Below are 18,309 nucleotides of genomic sequence, written 5' to 3'. Positions count from 1 at the left end.
GGAGCAACACATGGAAGCCCCGACCCATCTCTGGCACAACGGTCGCATCAAGACCTGGGCCGACGCCACCGTGCATGTCGGCGCGCATGCGCTGCATTACGGCTCCTCCGTGTTCGAAGGTGTGCGCGTTTATGCCACGCCCGACGGACCGCGCTACTTCCGGCTGGAAGAACACACGGAGCGCTTGTTCCACTCCGCCCGCATTTACGACCTGACGATGCCCTACGACGCCGACGCGATCAATCGCGCCTGCCGTGACGTGATCGCTGCCAACGGCCTCACCTCCGCCTATGTCCGTCCGATCGTCTTCCGCAGCGGCTTCACCTTCAGCCTCGCTCCCTCACTGGATACCGCGGTGGATGTCGCCATCATCGCCCTGCCCTGGGGCGCTTACCACGGCGCCGATGCCATCGAGAACGGCGTGGACGTGTGTGTCTCCTCCTGGAACCGCGCCGCACCCAACACCTACCCGAGCGGTGCGAAGGCCGGCGGCAATTACCTCAACAGCCAGCTGATCGCCCGTGAGGCGATCAATGGCGGCTTCGCGGAAGGCATCGCGCTGGGCACCGATGGCCTGCTGAGCGAAGGTGCCGGCGAGAACCTGTTCATCGTGCGCAAGGGCACCATCTACACGCCGCCCGCCGCGTCGTCGATCCTCTGCGGCATCACGCGCGACTCCGTGCTGACCCTGGCCCGCGAGCGCGGCTTCAACGTCGTCGAGCAATCGCTTCCGCGAGAAATGTTGTATTTCGCCGACGAGGTGTTCATGACGGGTACGGCCGCGGAAGTCACCGCGGTGCGCTCGGTCGATCGCAAGCCCGTTGGCAATGGTCGGCCGGGCCCGATCACGCGCCAGTTGCAGGAAGACTTTTTCGGCCTGTTCGACGGTCGCACCGAAGACCGCTGGGGCTGGCTGACCGCCATCGACGAGCCTGCCGTTGCCGGGAGGGCCGCCGCATGAGCGCGCGTACATTGTTCGACAAGTTGTGGGACAGCCACCAGGTCGCTCCGGAGACCGAGAGCACACCGGGCGTGCTCTACATCGACCTGCACCTGGTCCACGAAGTGACCTCCCCGCAGGCCTTCGATGAATTGCGCTTGCGCAACCTGCAGGTGCGTCGTCCCGATCGCACGCTGGCGACGCTCGATCACTCCACGCCGACCCTGCCCGCCAATGCGAGCGGCGTTCGTCCGTACTACACGAAGGAAGCCGAAGCACAGGTCGCGAAGCTGGAATCGAATGTTCGCGAGTTTGGCGTCGACCTCATGGGCTGGGACAGCCCGCAGCGCGGGATTGTCCACGTCGCCGGTCCCGAAGTAGGCGCGACGCAGCCCGGCATGACCATCGTCTGCGGCGACAGCCATACCGCCACCCATGGCGCGTTTGGTGCGCTGGCGTTCGGCATCGGCACCACCGAGGTCGGCCACGTGCTGGCCACGCAATGCCTGCTCCAGCGCAAGCCGAAGTCCTTCGCCATCCATGTGGATGGCGCCCTGCAGCGTGGCGTCACGGCGAAAGACCTGATCCTGCACATCATCGGCACCATCGGCATCGGTGGCGGTACGGGATACGTGCTCGAGTACAAGGGTGATGCGATACGCGCGTTGTCGATGGAAGAGCGCATGACCGTCTGCAACATGTCCATCGAAGCGGGCGCGCGTGCCGGCCTGATTGCTCCGGACGAGACGACATTCGCGTGGCTGGAAGGCCGCGAGCGCGTGCCGAAGGGCGACGCATGGGATCGTGCCGTCGCGGCGTGGCGCACGCTCCCAAGCGATACGGGCGCAACGTACGACCGCGAAGTGCGCATCGACGCATCGACGATCCAGCCCTCGGTCACGTACGGCACGCACCCGGGCATGGTCGTCGCCATTCACGCCAATGTGCCTCCCGCCGCCGACGCGGTTGAACAGCGCGCACTCGACTACATGCAGGTGGTCGCGGGTAAACCCATCGCGGGCGCGGCGGTCGATGTGGTCTTCATTGGCAGTTGCACCAACGGTCGCCTCTCCGACCTGCGCGCCGCCGCGGAAATCATGCGTGGTCGCACGGTCGCCGCCGGCGTACGCATGCTGGTCGTCCCAGGCTCGGAGCAGGTGCGTCGCGACGCCGAGCGCGAAGGCCTGCACGAGATATTCCGCGCCGCAGGCGCCGAGTGGCGCGAGCCGGGTTGCTCCATGTGCATTGCCATGAACGGCGACCTGGCCCAGCCGGGCCAGCTCGTCGTCGCCACCAGCAACCGTAATTTCGAGGGACGCCAGGGCAAGGGCGCACGCACCGTGCTCGCCAGCCCGCTCGTCGCCGCCGCGTCTGCGATCGCCGGACGCGTTGCCGATCCACGCGAATACATGACCCAGGAAGTTGCCGCATGAGCCCGACCAGCCGCCCGCTCGCCTACGTGCATTCGTGTACCGCGGTGCTGCGCAACGAAAATATCGACACCGACCGGATCATCCCGGCGCGCTTCCTCACCACGACCGAACGCACGGGGCTGGGCAAGCATTGCTTCGAAGACTGGCGTTATGCCGCCGATGGCAGCGACAACCCTGCCTTCCCGCTGAATCAGGCAAACGCCCGCGGCTGCGCCATCCTGGTCGCCGGCCATAACTTCGGCTGCGGCTCCTCGCGTGAGCACGCGCCGTGGGCCCTGCTCGACTACGGCATCCAGGCGGTCATCTCCAGCGAGATCGCGGACATCTTCCGGGGTAACTCGCTCAAGAACGGCCTGCTCGCCATCGTCGTGAGCGCGGCGGAACACCGCTGGCTGCTCGACAATCCCGGCATCGAACTGCGTATCGACATCGCCGATGGCTCGATCCGCCTGCCCGACGGCGGAACGATCCGCTTCGACCTCGACGCCTTCTCGCGTCACTGCCTGCTCAACGGCGTCGATCAGATGGGCTTCCTGCTGCAACACGAAGCCGCCATCGCCACCTTCGAGAACCGCATGGAGGAAGCCGCATGAAGGCCCAGATCGTCGTATTGCCGGGTGACGGTATCGGCCCCGAAGTCGCTGCGGCTGGCGTAGCTGTGCTGCGCCAGGTCGCCGAGCGCTTCGGTCATCAGTTCACTTTCGCCGAGCATGCGATCGGTGGCGACGCGATCGATCGCTTTGGCGATCCGCTGCCACCGGCAACGCGTGAAGCGCTGCTGGCCGCGGACGCCATCCTGCTGGGCGCCGTGGGCGGCCCGAAGTGGTCGGACCCGAACGCGACGGTTCGTCCCGAGCAGGGTCTCCTGGCCATGCGCAAGCTGCTCGGCGTTTTCGCGAACGTGCGTCCGCTGAAGCTGCACCCGCGCACGGCGGCCCTGTCGCCGCTCAAGCCCGAACGCACGAAGGGTGTGGATCTGGTGTTTATCCGCGAGCTCACCGGCGGCATCTACTTCGGCGCGAAAACGCGCAGTGATACCGACGCAACCGACGAGTGCCGCTACAGCGTCGTGGAGATCGAGCGTGTCGTTCGTCATGCCTTCGAGCTGGCACGCACGCGCAAGAAGAAGGTCACCTCGGTCGACAAGGCCAACGTGCTGGAGACCTCGCGCCTGTGGCGTTCGGTCGCTACACGCGTCGGTGCGGATTACCCCGATGTGGAACTGGAGCACCAGTTGGTCGATTCCATGGCCATGCATCTGCTCACGCGTCCCGCCGAGTACGACGTGATCGTGACCGAGAACATGTTCGGCGACATCCTGACGGATGAAGCCTCGGTGCTGGCGGGTTCGCTGGGCCTGTCGCCTTCCGCATCGATCGGTGGCCCCGGCGCGGGCGTCTACGAGCCGATCCACGGCTCCGCGCCTGACATCGCCGGACAACAACTGGCCAACCCGCTCGGGACGATTCTCTCGGCAGCGATGCTGCTGCGCCATTCGCTGGGGCTGACCAACGAGGCGGCCGTGGTCGAAGCGGCGGTGGATCACGTACTGGAGCACAGCAATCTCACGCGCGATCTGGGCGGTAGCGCGACCACCTACACGGTCACGCGCGCTGTTCTGGAAGCATGTAACGCCAAGGCGGAGGCCGCATGAACGAGAAGAAGATCCCGATCCGCACGCTGCGCAGCGATGCGATAAAGACCGGCCCGGACCGTGCTCCGGCACGCGCGATGCTGCGCGCCACCGGCCTCGATGACGAGGCGATCGCCCGTCCGATGGTCGCGATCGTGCACAGCTGGTCCAACGTGTCGCCGTGCAACCTCAACCTGCGCGACCTGGCAGAAGCGGCCGCCGAAGGCGTGCGCGCCGCCGGTGGTACACCGGTGGAGTTCAACACCATCGCCGTCACCGACGGCATCGCCATGGGCACCTCCGGCATGCGTTCGTCGCTGGTCAGCCGTGAAGTGATCACCGACTCGATCGAACTGGCGGTGGATGGTCATTGCCTGGATGCGATGGTGGTGCTGTGCGGCTGCGACAAGACGATTCCAGCGGCCGCGATGGCGCTGGCCCGACTCAACATTCCGGGTGTCGCGCTGTATGGCGGCAGCATCGCGCATGGCAATCGAAACGGTTGCCCGATCACCGTGCAGGAGGTGTTTGAAGCGGTCGGCGCCCATGGCGCGGGCAAGATCGATGACGCCGAACTCGACGATGTCGAGCGCCATGCCTGCCCCGGCGCCGGTGCCTGCGGTGGGCAGTTCACCGCTAACACCATGGCGATGGTGCTGACCACGCTGGGACTGTCACCCGTCGGCTTCAACGACATCCCCGCCACCGATCCGGCCAAGCGTGACGCTGCCTTCCGCTGCGGCGAACTCGCCATGGCCTGCCTGGATAACAACCGCCTGCCGCGCGACGTGATGACGCGCGCGGCCTTCGACAATGCCGCACGCATGGTCGCGGCGACCGCAGGCTCGACCAATGCCGTGCTGCACCTGTTGGCCATGGCCAACGAGGCGCGCGTGCCGCTGAGCATCGAGGACTTTGAGCCAGCATCGGCGAATACACCGGTGATTGCCGATTTGAAGCCGGGCGGTCGCTATAGCGCCGTGGAGCTGACCGCCGCGGGCGGCACGGCCATCGTCGCGCAGGAACTACGCAAGGCCGGGCTGTTGACGGATACACCGACGGTCACGGGCCACAGCCTGTTCGCAGAGCTGGACGCCGCGCCGCCGGCAACCGACGGGCAGCAAGTGGTGCGCCCGGTCGCTCATGCGTTCAAGCCGCGCGGCGGATACAGCATCCTCTACGGCAACCTCTCGCCGGAAGGCTGCATCCTGAAACTGGCCGGCCACGGTCGCAGCAGCCATGCGGGTCCCGCCCGCGTGTTCGAAAGCGAAGAAGAGGCGTTCGCCGCGGTGCAGGCCGGTCGTATCCGCTCGGGCGATGTCATGGTCATTCGTAACGAAGGGCCTGCCGGCGGTCCAGGCATGCGCGAGATGCTGGCCGTCACCGCTGCCCTGGTCGGTCGCGGACTGGGTAACGACGTGGCGCTGATCACCGACGGCCGTTTCAGCGGTGCCACGCACGGCTTCATGGTGGGGCACATCGCGCCTGAAGCCGCACGCGGCGGCCCGATCGGACTGCTCCGCGAAGGCGACGCGATCTTCATCGACGCGTCGACACGCGAACTGCGTACCGATGCCGACCTCGCCTCGCGCCGTGGCGCGTGGCAACCCACACCACCCAAGGTAACGCGCGGGGTGTTGGCGAAGTACGCGCGCCTGGTTGGCTCGGCGGCGGAAGGCGCGGTGACCCAGGCCTTCGACGACGCGCCGGCGACAGGTACGGCGCCCGCCCGGCGCCGATCCGACGAAGAAGACATGACGCAGGAACTCATCGGTAACTGACCCTATCCAGCACCCCCATCTGTAGGAGCCGATTCATCGGCGAATCCCTGACCGTGTCGCGACCCCCAATCGCCGATGAATCGGTTCCCACAACAAGCCACCACCGAATGACACCTTCGCAATCCCAAGGAGACACCCCGTGACCGACAAGCAAGCCACCACCGCACCGCTGCAGAACGCCCGTATCGCCGTCCTCGGCTACGGCAGCCAGGGCCGCGCACACGCGCTCAACCTGAAGGACTCCGGCCTCGACGTGGTAGTCGGCCTGCGTCCCGGTGGCCCGTCATGGAGCCGCGCGTATGTCGACGGCTTCGCCGTGGCCGAGCCCGGTGATGCCGTCCGCGGTGCGGACCTGATCGCCGTGCTCACGCCGGACATGACCCAGCCCGAGATCTACAAGAACTCGATCGAGCCGAACATCAAGCCCGGCGCGACGCTGTTGTTCGCCCACGGCTTCAACGTGCACTTCGGCCAGATCGAACCACGCAAGGACATCGACGTGGTGCTCGTCGCACCGAAGGGGCCGGGCGCGCTCGTCCGCCGTGAGTATGAAATCGGTCGCGGTGTGCCCTGCCTCTACGCGGTGCACCAGGATGCCACTGGCCATGCCACCGAACGTGCCACGGCCTACGCCGCCGGCATCGGCGGTGCACGCGCGATGCTGATCGAAACCGACTTCAAGGAAGAAACCGAGACCGATCTGTTCGGTGAGCAGGCCGTGCTCTGCGGTGGTGCCAGCGAACTGGTCATCAAGGGATTCGAAACCCTCGTCGAGGCAGGGTATCGCCCGGAGATCGCCTATTACGAGGTGATGCACGAGCTCAAGCTGATCGTCGACCTGTTCTACGAAGGTGGCATCGCCCGCATGCTCGAGTTCATCTCGGAAACGGCGCAGTACGGTGATTACACGCGTGGCCCGCGCATCGTCGACGAAGGTACGAAGCAGCGCATGAAGCAGGTGCTCACCGAGATCCAGGACGGCACGTTCGCCCGCGAGTGGACCGCCGAGTACAAGGCAGGCCTGCCCAACTACAAGGCGTTCAAGCAGCGCGATCTCGATCACCCGATCGAGAAAGTCGGTGCGCAGCTACGCGCCCGCATGCCCTGGCTAGCCACCAACCAGCCAAAGCCAGCCGCCGAACCGGCCAAAGCTGACTGACCGAAACCCTGTAGGAGCCGGCTATGCCGGCGATCCCGCGGCAGCGGGCCGATGGCGGCGAGGACCCTTCGCCGCTGAAGCGGCTCCTACAAGAGCTCAGGCTTTTCGACGTTAAAGGACTCACATACCCGTGAACGCGCAACTGGAATCCGTCGGCGACATTCGCCGTCCAACCGTGAATCATCCCCTGGCTGGCCAGTCCATGACCGGGGCGGACATCGTCGTGCAAGTGCTTGCCGACGAGGGCCTCGACGTACTCTTCGGTTACTCCGGTGGCGCCATCCTTCCTGTGTACGACGCGGTATTCCGCTACAACGAAAGCCATCTCCACGACGACGGCCGCGAATCCCTGCCGCTCATCGTGCCCGCCAACGAACAGGGTGCCTGCTTCATGGCGGCCGGCTATGCACGCGCGTCGGGTCGCGTGGGCGTCGCACTCGTCACCTCCGGACCGGGTGCCACGAATGCCGTGACGCCGGTGCGCGATTGCATGGCCGATTCGATTCCCCTGGTCGTGATCTGCGGCCAGGTTCCCACGGGCTCCATAGGTACCGACGCCTTCCAGGAAGCGCCCATCACCACGATCATGGGCGCCTGCGCGAAACACGTGTTCCTGGTGACCGATGCTTCCACGCTCGAGGCCACCTTGCGCACGGCATTTCATATCTCCCGGAGCGGGCGGCCAGGGCCCGTGGTTATCGACATACCCAAGGACGTCCAGAACGCGCCACTCATCTTCGAAGGCCGGCGCGAACTTGCGGTGCGCGGCTACCGTTCTCGCTTGCATGCGGTGGAATCCGCCGTCATCGACGATACTCAGTGCGCCGAATTCTTCGCCATGCTCGCCGCGTCTAAGCGGCCGCTGATCTACGCAGGTGGCGGCATCGTTTCAGCCGGAGCCGCAGGCGTACTCCGGGAGTTCGCACACGCGTTCGGCCTGCCGGTCGTCACGACGCTGATGGGCATCGGCGGTTTCGATACCACCGACCCGCTCGCCCTGCGCATGCTGGGCATGCATGGCGCCGCCTATGCCAACTATGCCATGGACGATTGCGACCTCGTCTTCGCGCTCGGTGCCCGGTTCGATGACCGGGTGGTCGGGGTGCCGGCCAAGTTCGCACCGAAGGCACGCGCGATTGCCCAGATCGATATCGACCCTGCGGAGATCGGTAAGGTCAAGGCGGTCGACTGGCACCATATCGGTTCATTGGACGCGTCCCTGGAGCGCCTGCTCGCTTACGGCCAGCGCATCGGCTTCACAACCGACTACGCTCCCTGGCACGACCACGTCGCCGCACTGAAGAAAAGCCATGCCATGGACTTCTGCCGCGACGGTGAAACGATCCATCCCTGCGCGGTCATCGAGGCGATCAACCGCATCACCGACGGGCGCGCCATCATCAGCACGGGCGTTGGCCAACACCAGATGTGGGCGGCGCAGTATTTCGACTTCCGCGAGCCGCGTCGCTGGCTGACGTCGGGATCCATGGGCACGATGGGCTTCGGCCTGCCCGCAGCGATCGGCGCGCAGTTCGCCAGGCGCGACCTGACCGTCATCGATATCGACGGCGATGCCAGCATCCGCATGAACATCGGTGAGCTCGAAACGGTGACGACGTACGACCTTCCCGTGAAAGTCGTCGTGATGAACAATGCTGGCGACGGCATGGTGCGCCAATGGCAGAAGCTGTTCTTCAAGGGCCGCTTCTCAGCCTCGGACAAGAGCCTGCATAAGAAAGATTTCGTTCGCGCCGCCCAGGCCGACGGTTTCGAATGGGCGCAGCGCCTCGACAAGCCGGACGATATCGACGCCACCATCGCCGACTTCCTCGCTTTCGAGGGCCCGGCCTTTCTCGAGGTGATCATCGATCCGGATGCCGGCGTCTATCCCATGGTGGGCCCGGGATCGACCTACGCCGAGATGATCACCGGCGACTGGATCGCCAGTCGCCACGCGCCGGCGACCGACACCGCCGAACCCACGGGAATGTTCTGACATGCGCCACCTGATCTCCATGCTGTTGCAGAACGAAGCCGGTGCACTCGCACGCGTTGCCGGTCTGTTCGCCTCGCGGGGCTACAACATCGAATCGCTCACCGTGGCGGCCACGCACGACGTGGATGCGTCACGCCTCACGCTCGTGGTGTTCGGCGACGACGCCGTGGTCGAGCAGATCATCAAGCAAACGGCAAAGCTCGTCGATGTGATCGAGATCGCGGAGATCACCCGGCGCGAACACGTGGAGCGGGAACTCCTCGTCGCCCACGTCGAAGCCAGTGCCGGTGCGGTGGATGCGTGCCTCGCCCAGTTCGGCGGACGGCTCCTGCAACGCGCAGGAAACCAGTCGGTCGCCGAGTTCACCGGGCGCGCCGACGAGGTCGACGCCTTCCTCGATGCACTGCGTCTCGCTGGCGAGATCGTCGATCACGCACGCAGCGGTATCGCCGCCATTGAGCGCCCTTTGGCGACGGCCTGACCGCCGCTCTGTGTACGGTGGGGGCCGATTCATCGGCGATGGGTGCTCGCGACCGGCTGCCCCACTGCGGTGGACTTCCGCGCCGCGACGAAGTGCCCGCGCTGCGGCGGGATCGCCGATGAATCGACTCCTACGGGTTGCGACTAGAAGTAGTTTATTTCGAGCCCGAGATCGCTCGAGAAGCCGATATCCGCCGAAAGGTCGAGCTCGTTCACGGGATTGATCCGGGGCCTCACCAGCAGCTTGACGCTGAGGTCCTTGATGTTGGCCGGCGCTGCCGTGCTCGCCGCCTCCGTGACGAAACCAACCGCGTAACGTCCGTTGGTGATCGGCAGGTTCTCGCGCGGTGACGTTGCCGGCCCCCAGGTGGCTTGCTCGAGGTCATTCACGCGGTCCGCACCCGTCGCGTAGCCTTGGACGCCGTCGATCTTGGTCGATTGGGCATCGAAGAGAAGGAACAACTTGCCGGTATCTTTTCCACTTTCATTCGCCCGCATCGGGAAGATCCTGTCCGATGACGCATCGTTGCCCCCGGCTTCGCGAACGACAAAGGCAAAGCGCCGGGCACTGGGGCAGTTGACCGTCGTCGACACCCGCTGCTCCTCGAGCTCGGTTTCCTTGGAGGGATCCGCCTCGAGCTGATCACGCCTGATCGTACCCAGGTTGAGTGTGCTGCCGACGACCACGCTACATGCTGCAGCCGGGGTAATGGATCCCTTGACGAGAAGATCGGCGCGGGTCTCGCTCGCCACTGCCGAGCTTGCCATGAGCAGCAGCGCTGCCGACGCGCCTAAGGCATTGAAGTGTATCATTCGCATTCCTTGTTGATTTACGTTGCCGGCATCGACGCCGGCATGGATATCGACCGACCCTGGACGATCGCGTGACCCAAGGTCAGAGATACTTGATCTCGAACAAGACATTTCCGGCGAGGACGAGCTCGTCTCCCGGCACCAGATCCGCCTTCGGCGCGATCGTCACGGGGATGAACAACCACATCGACGCCTGCCGTACGAAGTCCGGGCCCGCACTCGATCCTTCGGTCTTGTTCAGGCCGAGGAGGTAGTCCGCCTGGGAAAACGGTATGGGGCTTTTCGACGAGGCAAACCAGAGCTCGCGATCCTCCGTCGCCGTCAGATACGCCCGTTTACCATCGGCCATGAATCCGTCATTGCGCTCGCTTATCGTTATGTGGCCTATCGACTTGTCATTGGACCCAAGGCCGAGGCCGAAGAAATTGCGTCCGTTGCCGCCGCCATCGGACAGGTCCGTGGCCCCGAGAGCGAACCGGGCAGGTCCATTGCAGAGAATGTCGAGTTTGTTCTCCTTGTCGACGAGATGGGTCGGCTGAGTCTCGTCGGGATTCAGGTCCGCGAAGTGGATCACCCCAAGGTCGAGCTGACCGCCGCGCACGAACGCCTCGCACGACGACGGCATGATCGTACCCGCTACGCTCAGGTCCGCCCGATCACTTGCTCGGACCCCGATCGGCGCTAAAGCAAGTGCCACCCCAATCAAACACCCACAAGGGTTCATGACTTTCCTTTGTCCGGCGCTGGACGTCGTTGACCTCGCACGAAGCAGTGGCCCGAGGGCAAACAGGGAAGAACGAAGCGTCAAGGTGGTACCTCCATCGGTTGTGTGTTGCGTTCTTTCGTCAGTAGACGATCTCGAAAGTGACCAGGCCATCTGCCGTTATCTCTTCGCCAAGCGAGAGCAGGTGCTTGGGTGCAATGAAGATCGTCGTCTCCAGGGTCACGTCGAGTACGTTCAAACGCGCAGGACCCGTCGCCGCGTCCTCGGCGCCGACGTAACCCACCCGCCCGGCATTGGCGTGATTGGCGACGATAGAAGCCTCCGTGGATAGCCACGACCGGCCGCCGTCGAGCGACTGTGTCGCGCGAAGGTCGCCCTGGTCGGACGTCGCATGCGCAGCCCAGTGCAATACGTAGGCGCCGATGTTCTCGCCGGCACCTGTCTTGCCCAGGCCAAATAGTTCGCCGTCCTTGTACGACGTTCCCAGGCCGACCGGTGCGGACGCCGTACCTGCGCGTTCGTCACGCATCACACGGAAGGCGAAGGGCATCGGCGCATCGCACACCACCCGTAGCTGGCCGTTCCCGGCCGACGGGATCCGTGTCGAAGCGCCATGGCTATCCAGGTCCATCGAGCGAAGATGCCCGAACGACACGTGGCGAACGATATCCACGCTGCAACGTCCCGGCTGTACGTCGGCCTGAAGGGTGAGCTCGCGCGGCGCCGCGGCACGGCCCATGTCGACCGTACCCGTCACTACCCAGCGCGAGGCGTCACTGACCTTCAACGCACCTTCGTCGACGTACGTATCGATGTCGATCTGCGCGCTGAAATCGCGACCGGTCGCCGCCATGCCGTTCTTCACCGGCGATAATCCCTGGTCAGGCGTCCATGCCAGCCGGTCATCCGTCCGACGTGACATGCCACCGCTGTGGTCCACCCACCCCAGGTCCACGGGCAGGCCGTCCAGACGTCCGTCGCGCAGGCGTAGGGCAAAACGGCCCTGGTCGGTGAAACGAAATGCCACGGCATCGGCAGGCGGCCCGCGGAAGAAAAGCACCATGTCGCCAGGCTCGGAGCAATGGATGTGCAGGGCCACGGTACGAGCCGGCAGGCCGAGCACGCCATGGGCATCGACCGCCAGCGTCGCCCGGCTGAGCCGACCGTAGTCGACGTGCGGCGCGCCGAGCAGCACGTTGCAGGGGTGATCCTGCGCACCAACGGTGGGCACGAACAGCAGCGCGAGCAACCACGCGGCGACATGGGCGAATGCCTTGGCGACAGCCCTCCGTCCGGCCATCATCGAACGGCCTCGCCGCTCACCCGGCATACCGCCGACGCGGACTCGTAATACGTGTCTCGATCGACGTGATCGTCGATGTCGATGTCGAGCTCACAGGGAGGCGTATCGGGGCCGCTCACCCATAGCCGGGGTGTCGCCATCACGTTCGGTACGAAAATCTCGCCCTCACGCTGCACCATGCCGACCACCTCACCCGTCTCGTCCGTCACCGTGGCACCGAACGGCAGGAGCTGCCCGTCCACAGTCTGCGCACGCACGAGGACGCGACGCGTCCTGCTCACCCCGAAGGCGAGTTTCGCCACCGTGCCACGGCCGGCTGAGATGACCGAGGCACCGTGATCGATATCCATGTCGCGCGGGAGCGAATCGGTGGCGACTTCGATGCTGCTGTTGCCATAGGCGCTCAGTTGCGGCAGCACCGCGTAGCCGCGTGCATCGGTCCATACCGGCCCGCCCGGCGTCGATACACGTATGCCAGCGGTATCGCCCACGGAGAGGACACCGAAAGTCTCACGCACGGCATAAGGCGACGCCGTCACGCCCCGATCGTGCACTACCAGACCGCCGCGAAGGCCGAGGCTCGTGGTGCGGCTGCGCGTGTCGTGCGCATACCCGGCGTCCAGCTGGAAGTAACGCGGCAGCAAGGAGACGGCGGCTGACTCGCTGCGCTGGTGGTCGCCGGACCGATATTCCAGCCCGGTACTGTACGAAGCGAACTCGCTCATCTGCCCGGAGAAGCTTGCACCGTAGCGGGTTTCGCCGGCGTACCGACGCACGGTGCTCGCCAGGCGATGGCTATCGCCAAGCGGCACATTGACGTTCAGATAGAAGCTCTTGTTACCGGTGCGACGCTCGTGGCTAAGCGTCCATTCCGCCGACAACGATACCGATGCGCGGCCGATACGGGTACCCCAGGAAGCCAGGGCCCGGCTTGTCGTCTGGCCGTCGAACAGACCGGTACGTGAATATCCCGCACTGAGGTTGCCCAACCCCTGGCGTGACCAGGAAAGCGAGAGCGAGGTCTGGTCGCGATAGCGTGTTCGACGCGCGCCGGCGGCGACGCGCAAGGACGAACCGAGGAATTCACGAAAGCCCGGACCCTGCCTCGAGTGCGAAAGCGCGACCGACCATGCCTCGCCCAGGCGCTGCGACCAGGTCAGCAGCGCTTGCATACCGGTGACGCCCTCGCGCGACGCTCGTGCTCCGGTGATATCGAGTTGCACCTGGCTGCCCGATGCCGACCCTGAGCCGACGCCCGCCCCGATCGCCTGGTAGTTCGATGCCAGCGTGGCGCCACCGCTGACCTTGAGCCGACGACGAGCGGTAGCACTCCAGCCCGCGCTGACCATCCATGGGGCCTCGGTACCGCCTGTATTTCGTGTCCTGCCCAGCGCAAACGAATAGCCGGTGGATGGCGCGATGGCGCCGGCCATGGACATCGGCACGACGAAGTGTTGCGACTCGCCGCCAGCGCCGGCGACGGTGACGTCCAGGTCGGCGCGGCGGTTGATACGCGGAATGTCTCTCAGTACGAACGGCCCTGCGGGTACCACGGTGGAGTAAACGAGCACACCGTCCTGACGGATTTCGATACGTCCCTGGCTCTGGGCAACACCCTCCACGACGGCGCCCGCGCCCGGCGTAGCCAGGGCCTGCTCGCTCATCACCTGCACGCCGGTGATCTGGGCCCCGGGCAGTGCGGGATTCACAACATTGATCTCGCCGAACTGGAGCACCGCCCCGTGCTCGGCAAACGAACGTTGAGCGTACGTGTCGAGTACCTCGGTACGGTGTCTACCATCGATCGATGTCGACACCTGACGGCTGCGGACCACCCAATCGCCAGCGTTGAATCCCGTCTCGGTATTGGCGGACGCGTAGCGGCTGCGTCGCGAACCCCATCGGCTTTCCAGGCCGGTGAGATCGTAGTTGAAGAGCGCCGCTGTTCCACCGCGTGCATACCCCGACATATCTTGCCGTCGCTCGCGCAGTGCATGGGTGGGTACCAGCAGGGAGACCTCGCCACCGGCCGGATCGAGCTCGGCGTGCGCGGTGGGGAACATCGAAGCCAGGCTCAGGCAGGGCTGCGCCTTGGATGACTTCGTCAACGGATCGTGTGTCCGGGGCGACACGATCGCCGCGGCCTCCAGCAATCCCGGGTCGACGCAGAGCCCACCGTGATCGTCGAACCGCACGCTCACCCGTCCCAAGGATTGTCCATTGACCCGCAAGGACACCTCATGGGACCCGGCGGTAAAGCGAGGCGCTTCTCGAAAATAATCGGCCAGCTTCGGGTCGATACCGCGCAGCTTCAACATACCCACATCGAACTCGACCTCGTTGGCGCAGGCATCGGGCAGGTCGAGTACGCAAGCCAGCGGCAGTAACGCCAGCCGCAGATGTGCGCCTCGCAGTCGACGGCTTGGCGCAGGTGAACTCACGGTGCTTAGCGGGCGACCGTGGTCAACGGTGCATCGTACGCGTCCACGGCAAAACCATAGACCGTCGCGGGATACAGGCGAACCGACATGGAAGCGTGCGCCGCCTCGGGAATCGGGACTACGTGGTGGGCACCCGGCAGCACGTACGCGGAGGGAACCTTCACCGACGCCATCGTCGGCAGCAAATGCACTTCCTGGCCCATGCGCACGACATAAGGCGTGTCGTTACGAACGGTCAGCTCGCCGTTCGCGATCGACCAGGTAAGACCCGTCCACGGTTCGCGGTTCAAGGGAAGCCCTTTCGGATGCACGATGACCGGGAGGTTCTGTCGGATATTCACCGCCACGGTGGCACGGCCCGGTTCGAGCTTGTTCTTCGGCGGGATGCCTTCGAACACGACGCGTTTGAGACGCTGCGTCGTCAGTGGTTTGGTATGGCGCAGGATGAAACGGACCAGCTGGTCCTGGCCTGGCTCGACGCGCGACACCGGCGGCGTAACGAACAGCAACGGCTCGACGTCTTCGGGGATGTCCTGCAGGGTAACGTGCAGGAGCGACGGCCGCGTATCGCTGTTTCGCACCTTGATCGCCGCCTCGCCCTTCTCCTCGTAAACGAGGACGACCGAGGTTTCCGGCAGCATGCCGTCTGCGTGCACAGGTAATCCGGAAAACAGTCCGGCCAGCGTCAGGGCGAACACGAAGCGCGCCGGCCGCCTGTGGGGCGCTATCATTCTCGACATGTCAGCTCTCCACACGCGCGTTCCCGGCACGGGGTGCCGGGAACGCCGTTGCTCAGTAAAAGATTTCGATCGTCGCCTGGCCGGCGAGCTCGACCTCGTCGGTAACCACCGGATCCTTGGCAAGGACGGCCTTGATTTTCAGCGGCACGATGAGCGACGCGAGATCCGCGGGTTCCGTGGCCCCCGCACTCGTTGCGAAGGCAAATGCTTCGCCATCGTGATCGAACGCTACCGGCCCGGTCACCGCCGACGCCCAGGCTTCGCCGAGGCCGCCATCGGTCGACTTCAGCACGAAGTTGTTCGTCGACATGGAAGCCGCATCGATGTTCAGCGCAAAGTAGCCGTTGGGTTTCTTTCCGTCCTCGTTGAAGCCCAGGCTGTAATGGGAAGCGCCCGGCGCGGAGATACCGAGGTCCGCCCTGGCATCGGAGGCCTTGAGGCGGAACTTCGCTGAGGCACCCTGGCACTCGATGCTCAGGGAAGCTGTCTTTTCAGGAAGGTGCAGATCCTGACCCGGCGTGAAGTCCGACAGCTTCACCGGATCGAGCTTCACTTCGGAGGCACCTGCCAGCGATACATTGCAGACCGCCGGCGAGATCGTGCCAGTCACCGTGAGATGGGCGGTGTCGTCGGCCATGGCGGAAACGGGAACCAGCGATGCCAGGGCGACGCCGGTAAACAATGCAAGATGACGCATCTGATACTTCTCCTGAAGAGGCCGTTACGGCCGTAAAACTCCTGCACGCCCAGTGCGATGCGTCATGGCTGTGCGACGCGTCCCGCCAGCTATCTGACTGCTGCCGCCGGAGCGCGTTCTGAGAGGTCGGCTATCGTATCGATGACATCGTCGGACCGACATAGGATCACTCCTATTTACGGGCACCGATTCATTGTGGGAGCCGATTCATTGTGGGAGCCGATTCATTGTGGGAGCCGATTCATTGTGGGAGCCGATTCATCGGCGAACCCGCGGCAGCGGGCCCGCGTGCCGCGAGCACCCATCGCCGCTGAAGCGGCTCCCACAGGACATGCGCGCGCCGACACTCACCAGACTTTGTAAACCTGCCCTGTTTGTCGACCCTCGACCGACCGCGAGAACGCCATCGCGGCGCGCGCGGCGCTCACCGGCTCGAAACCACGGAAGTACGGCGCGTAGGCATGCATCGCTTCGGTCAGCACGGTCGGGCTGACGACATTGATGCGGATGCCGCGGGGTAATTCGATGGCAGCGGCGCGGACGAAAGCCTCGACGGCTCCGTTGACCGTGCTCGCCACCGCGCCGGACAGAATCGGCTGCTCGGTGAGGATGCCGGTGATCAGGGTGAACGAGCCACCATCGCGCAGATGCGGCGTGCCCGCGTTGACCAGACGTATCTGGCCGAACAGTTTGTCCTGCAGGCCCTCGAGGTACTGCGCCTCGGTGAGCTCGCCCAGCGGCGCGAACGGTACCTTGCCGGCGGTGGAAATCACGGCATCGACCGGCCCCACATCAAGGAACATCGCCTCGACGCTGTCCGTATCGCGCAGGTCGACGCGCACGTCGCCGTGGGAACGGCTTGCGCCGACGATCTCGTGCCGAGCACCCAGTTCCGTCGCAACCGCCTTGCCCAGGGTGCCGTTGGCGCCCACGATCAGGACCTTCATATTCGCCTCCTTGGTGATTGATAACAGGAAAGAGTACGCTCGGTCGCATGAACCGTCGCGCCGCCCTTTCGCTGCCGCCGCCCATGGCCGATACCTCGGCGCTCGGCCGTGAGCAGGATGTGCTCGGCCTCTCGGACGAACCGTCGATCCACTACCTCGATCATGGCTCGCGTAGCCGGCTCATCCGTTGGCATTACCACCCGGCCTACGAGCTTCATCTCATCGTCGCGACTGAGGGTACCGCCTACGTAGGCGACTACGAAGGCCGCTTCGCGCCGTACACCCTGATGCTGACCGGCCCCAACGTGCCGCATAACTGGGTAACCGATACGACTTGCGAGCCGGCCGCGCTGCGCGATCGCGTGATCCTGTTCTCGGAAGCCTTCGTGCGTCGCTGCATCGAGTTCTTCCCCTCGGCCCGGCACGTGAAGTCCTTGTTGCTGGAGGAAGCACGCTACGGGATCGAGTTCGCGCCGAACCTCGGCCGGCAGCTGGAACCGTACTTCCGCCGGGTAGCGGAGAATCCCGGATTACGTCGCGTGGCGAGCTTCTTCGAGATGATCGAAGCCCTCGCCGACGACCCCACACGACGACCTCTGAGCAGTCGTCCCTTCCAGGCATCGGCCGACCCCAGCCAATCGATGAAACTGCACCGCGCGGTGACCTTCATCGACCGACACCACGCTGGCGACGTGTCGCTCAAGACCGTGGCCGAACGCCTGGGCATGTCCGAAACCGCCTTCTCGCGATTCTTCCACCAGCACACCGGATACCGCTTCATCGACTACGTAAACCAGACGCGCGTGCAACGCGCATGCGAGAAGCTCGTGGCTTCCCCAGGGTCCATTACCGACATCTGTTACGAGGTCGGCTTCAGTAACCTGTCGAACTTCAATCGCCGCTTTCTCGTCCTCACCGGCATGACGCCGCGCGAATATCGGATGCGACACAGGCAACCCGCTGCCGACCTGTAATGGCGCGCCGCGTCACGCGGTAGATGCCCGCCCCTGCCTGGCCCGGCCTGTATACGTACTTTATTGCTGCTCTCACGAGGTGCTGCACCGCAGCATTAGCGGCTTCGCAGCGGGCGTTTCCACGTCCCGCAAGGCACTCAATCTGCAAAAAAGTACGCATCTTCACCGGAAAACGACGAGACACGTATTGGTGGTCGTAGTGCCCTTGAACCTATAAACGCTCATCCATTCGGTTCGCCGTTGAGGGA

16 protein-coding genes are annotated in these 18,309 nt (G+C 64.8%); 9 read left to right on the top strand and 7 right to left on the bottom strand.

Annotated features, from left to right (window positions below; translation table 11 throughout):
* Positions 1-10: 10 nt before the first annotated feature.
* The 8 genes from HB634_RS15330 to ilvN all read left to right on the top strand — a co-directional run bounded on the left by HB634_RS15330 (position 11) and on the right by ilvN (position 9,423).
* Positions 11-961, top strand: a complete 951-nt coding sequence (locus tag HB634_RS15330; protein ID WP_063573626.1) for a branched-chain amino acid transaminase — start codon at positions 11-13, stop codon at positions 959-961.
* Positions 958-2,373, top strand: a complete 1,416-nt coding sequence (gene leuC / locus HB634_RS15325; protein ID WP_213949174.1) for a 3-isopropylmalate dehydratase large subunit — start codon at positions 958-960, stop codon at positions 2,371-2,373. The genes HB634_RS15330 and leuC overlap by 4 nt, the downstream gene beginning before the upstream one ends.
* The gene (leuD, locus tag HB634_RS15320) at positions 2,370-2,966 is read left to right on the top strand and encodes a 3-isopropylmalate dehydratase small subunit (protein ID WP_213949173.1); all 597 of its coding nucleotides are present in this window, start codon (positions 2,370-2,372) and stop codon (positions 2,964-2,966) included. The genes leuC and leuD overlap by 4 nt, the downstream gene beginning before the upstream one ends.
* Positions 2,963-4,027 (top strand): 3-isopropylmalate dehydrogenase, encoded by a 1,065-nt coding sequence (leuB, locus tag HB634_RS15315; RefSeq protein ID WP_213949172.1) that lies wholly within the window; start codon positions 2,963-2,965, stop codon positions 4,025-4,027. The genes leuD and leuB overlap by 4 nt, the downstream gene beginning before the upstream one ends.
* A gap of 26 nt (positions 4,028-4,053) precedes the next feature.
* Positions 4,054-5,787 (top strand): dihydroxy-acid dehydratase, encoded by a 1,734-nt coding sequence (ilvD, locus tag HB634_RS15310; RefSeq protein ID WP_213949407.1) that lies wholly within the window; start codon positions 4,054-4,056, stop codon positions 5,785-5,787.
* Positions 5,788-5,926: 139 nt separating this feature from the next.
* Positions 5,927-6,946, top strand: a complete 1,020-nt coding sequence (gene ilvC, locus HB634_RS15305; protein WP_213949171.1) for a ketol-acid reductoisomerase — start codon at positions 5,927-5,929, stop codon at positions 6,944-6,946.
* Positions 6,947-7,148: 202 nt separating this feature from the next.
* Positions 7,149-8,942: a biosynthetic-type acetolactate synthase large subunit gene (gene ilvB / locus HB634_RS15300; protein ID WP_082879152.1), complete on the top strand. Its 1,794-nt coding sequence runs from the start codon at positions 7,149-7,151 to the stop codon at positions 8,940-8,942.
* A 1-nt stretch (position 8,943) separates the two neighbouring features.
* Positions 8,944-9,423: an acetolactate synthase small subunit gene (ilvN, locus tag HB634_RS15295; protein WP_063572546.1), complete on the top strand. Its 480-nt coding sequence runs from the start codon at positions 8,944-8,946 to the stop codon at positions 9,421-9,423.
* A 143-nt stretch (positions 9,424-9,566) separates the two neighbouring features.
* Here the strand turns inward: ilvN and HB634_RS15290 are convergent, their stop codons facing one another.
* From HB634_RS15290 to HB634_RS15260, 7 genes are all read right to left on the bottom strand, one after another.
* Positions 9,567-10,235 carry a hypothetical protein gene (locus tag HB634_RS15290; protein ID WP_213949170.1) on the bottom strand — a complete coding sequence of 223 codons (669 nt, stop codon included), beginning with the start codon at positions 10,233-10,235 and terminating at the stop codon, positions 9,567-9,569.
* An 82-nt stretch (positions 10,236-10,317) separates the two neighbouring features.
* On the bottom strand, positions 10,318-10,959 hold the full coding sequence (locus HB634_RS15285; RefSeq protein ID WP_213949169.1) for a DUF1120 domain-containing protein: 642 nt from the start codon (positions 10,957-10,959) through the stop codon (positions 10,318-10,320).
* 121 nt (positions 10,960-11,080) lie between these two features.
* Complete coding sequence (locus HB634_RS15280; RefSeq protein WP_213949168.1) at positions 11,081-12,262, bottom strand: hypothetical protein; 1,182 nt, start codon at positions 12,260-12,262, stop codon at positions 11,081-11,083.
* Positions 12,259-14,703 (bottom strand): fimbria/pilus outer membrane usher protein, encoded by a 2,445-nt coding sequence (locus HB634_RS15275; protein ID WP_213949167.1) that lies wholly within the window; start codon positions 14,701-14,703, stop codon positions 12,259-12,261. The genes HB634_RS15280 and HB634_RS15275 overlap by 4 nt, the downstream gene beginning before the upstream one ends.
* Positions 14,704-14,708: 5 nt before the next feature.
* Positions 14,709-15,443, bottom strand: coding sequence for a fimbria/pilus chaperone family protein (locus HB634_RS15270; RefSeq protein ID WP_213949166.1), 735 nt, complete (start codon positions 15,441-15,443; stop codon positions 14,709-14,711).
* A gap of 52 nt (positions 15,444-15,495) precedes the next feature.
* Positions 15,496-16,140 (bottom strand): hypothetical protein, encoded by a 645-nt coding sequence (locus HB634_RS15265; RefSeq protein WP_213949165.1) that lies wholly within the window; start codon positions 16,138-16,140, stop codon positions 15,496-15,498.
* A gap of 347 nt (positions 16,141-16,487) precedes the next feature.
* Entirely contained in the window at positions 16,488-17,087 is a 600-nt protein-coding gene (locus HB634_RS15260; RefSeq protein WP_213949164.1) for a short chain dehydrogenase, read from the bottom strand.
* Positions 17,088-17,134: 47 nt separating this feature from the next.
* Between HB634_RS15260 and HB634_RS15255 the strand changes: the two genes are divergently transcribed.
* The gene (locus HB634_RS15255; protein WP_082878979.1) at positions 17,135-18,061 is read left to right on the top strand and encodes an AraC family transcriptional regulator; all 927 of its coding nucleotides are present in this window, start codon (positions 17,135-17,137) and stop codon (positions 18,059-18,061) included.
* The last annotated feature ends 248 nt before the right edge of the window (positions 18,062-18,309 follow it).

Source organism: Luteibacter sp. dw_328 (genome assembly GCF_018449605.1).
In the GTDB taxonomy this organism is placed as follows: Bacteria; Pseudomonadota; Gammaproteobacteria; order Xanthomonadales; family Rhodanobacteraceae; genus Luteibacter.
Note: the sequence above shows the minus strand (reverse complement) of the source record. Positions and strands in the feature narration are given on the sequence as shown.

Coding starts and splice junctions, on each gene's coding strand:
- HB634_RS15330 (WP_063573626.1), top strand. CDS start 11: ATGGAAGCCCCGACCCATCTCTGGCACAACGGTCGCATCAAGACCTGG.
- leuC (WP_213949174.1), top strand. CDS start 958: ATGAGCGCGCGTACATTGTTCGACAAGTTGTGGGACAGCCACCAGGTC.
- leuD (WP_213949173.1), top strand. CDS start 2,370: ATGAGCCCGACCAGCCGCCCGCTCGCCTACGTGCATTCGTGTACCGCG.
- leuB (WP_213949172.1), top strand. CDS start 2,963: ATGAAGGCCCAGATCGTCGTATTGCCGGGTGACGGTATCGGCCCCGAA.
- ilvB (WP_082879152.1), top strand. CDS start 7,149: ATGACCGGGGCGGACATCGTCGTGCAAGTGCTTGCCGACGAGGGCCTC.
- ilvN (WP_063572546.1), top strand. CDS start 8,944: ATGCGCCACCTGATCTCCATGCTGTTGCAGAACGAAGCCGGTGCACTC.
- HB634_RS15290 (WP_213949170.1), bottom strand. CDS start 10,235: ATGATACACTTCAATGCCTTAGGCGCGTCGGCAGCGCTGCTGCTCATG.
- HB634_RS15285 (WP_213949169.1), bottom strand. CDS start 10,959: ATGAACCCTTGTGGGTGTTTGATTGGGGTGGCACTTGCTTTAGCGCCG.
- HB634_RS15280 (WP_213949168.1), bottom strand. CDS start 12,262: ATGATGGCCGGACGGAGGGCTGTCGCCAAGGCATTCGCCCATGTCGCC.
- HB634_RS15270 (WP_213949166.1), bottom strand. CDS start 15,443: ATGTCGAGAATGATAGCGCCCCACAGGCGGCCGGCGCGCTTCGTGTTC.
- HB634_RS15265 (WP_213949165.1), bottom strand. CDS start 16,140: ATGCGTCATCTTGCATTGTTTACCGGCGTCGCCCTGGCATCGCTGGTT.
- HB634_RS15260 (WP_213949164.1), bottom strand. CDS start 17,087: ATGAAGGTCCTGATCGTGGGCGCCAACGGCACCCTGGGCAAGGCGGTT.
- HB634_RS15255 (WP_082878979.1), top strand. CDS start 17,135: ATGAACCGTCGCGCCGCCCTTTCGCTGCCGCCGCCCATGGCCGATACC.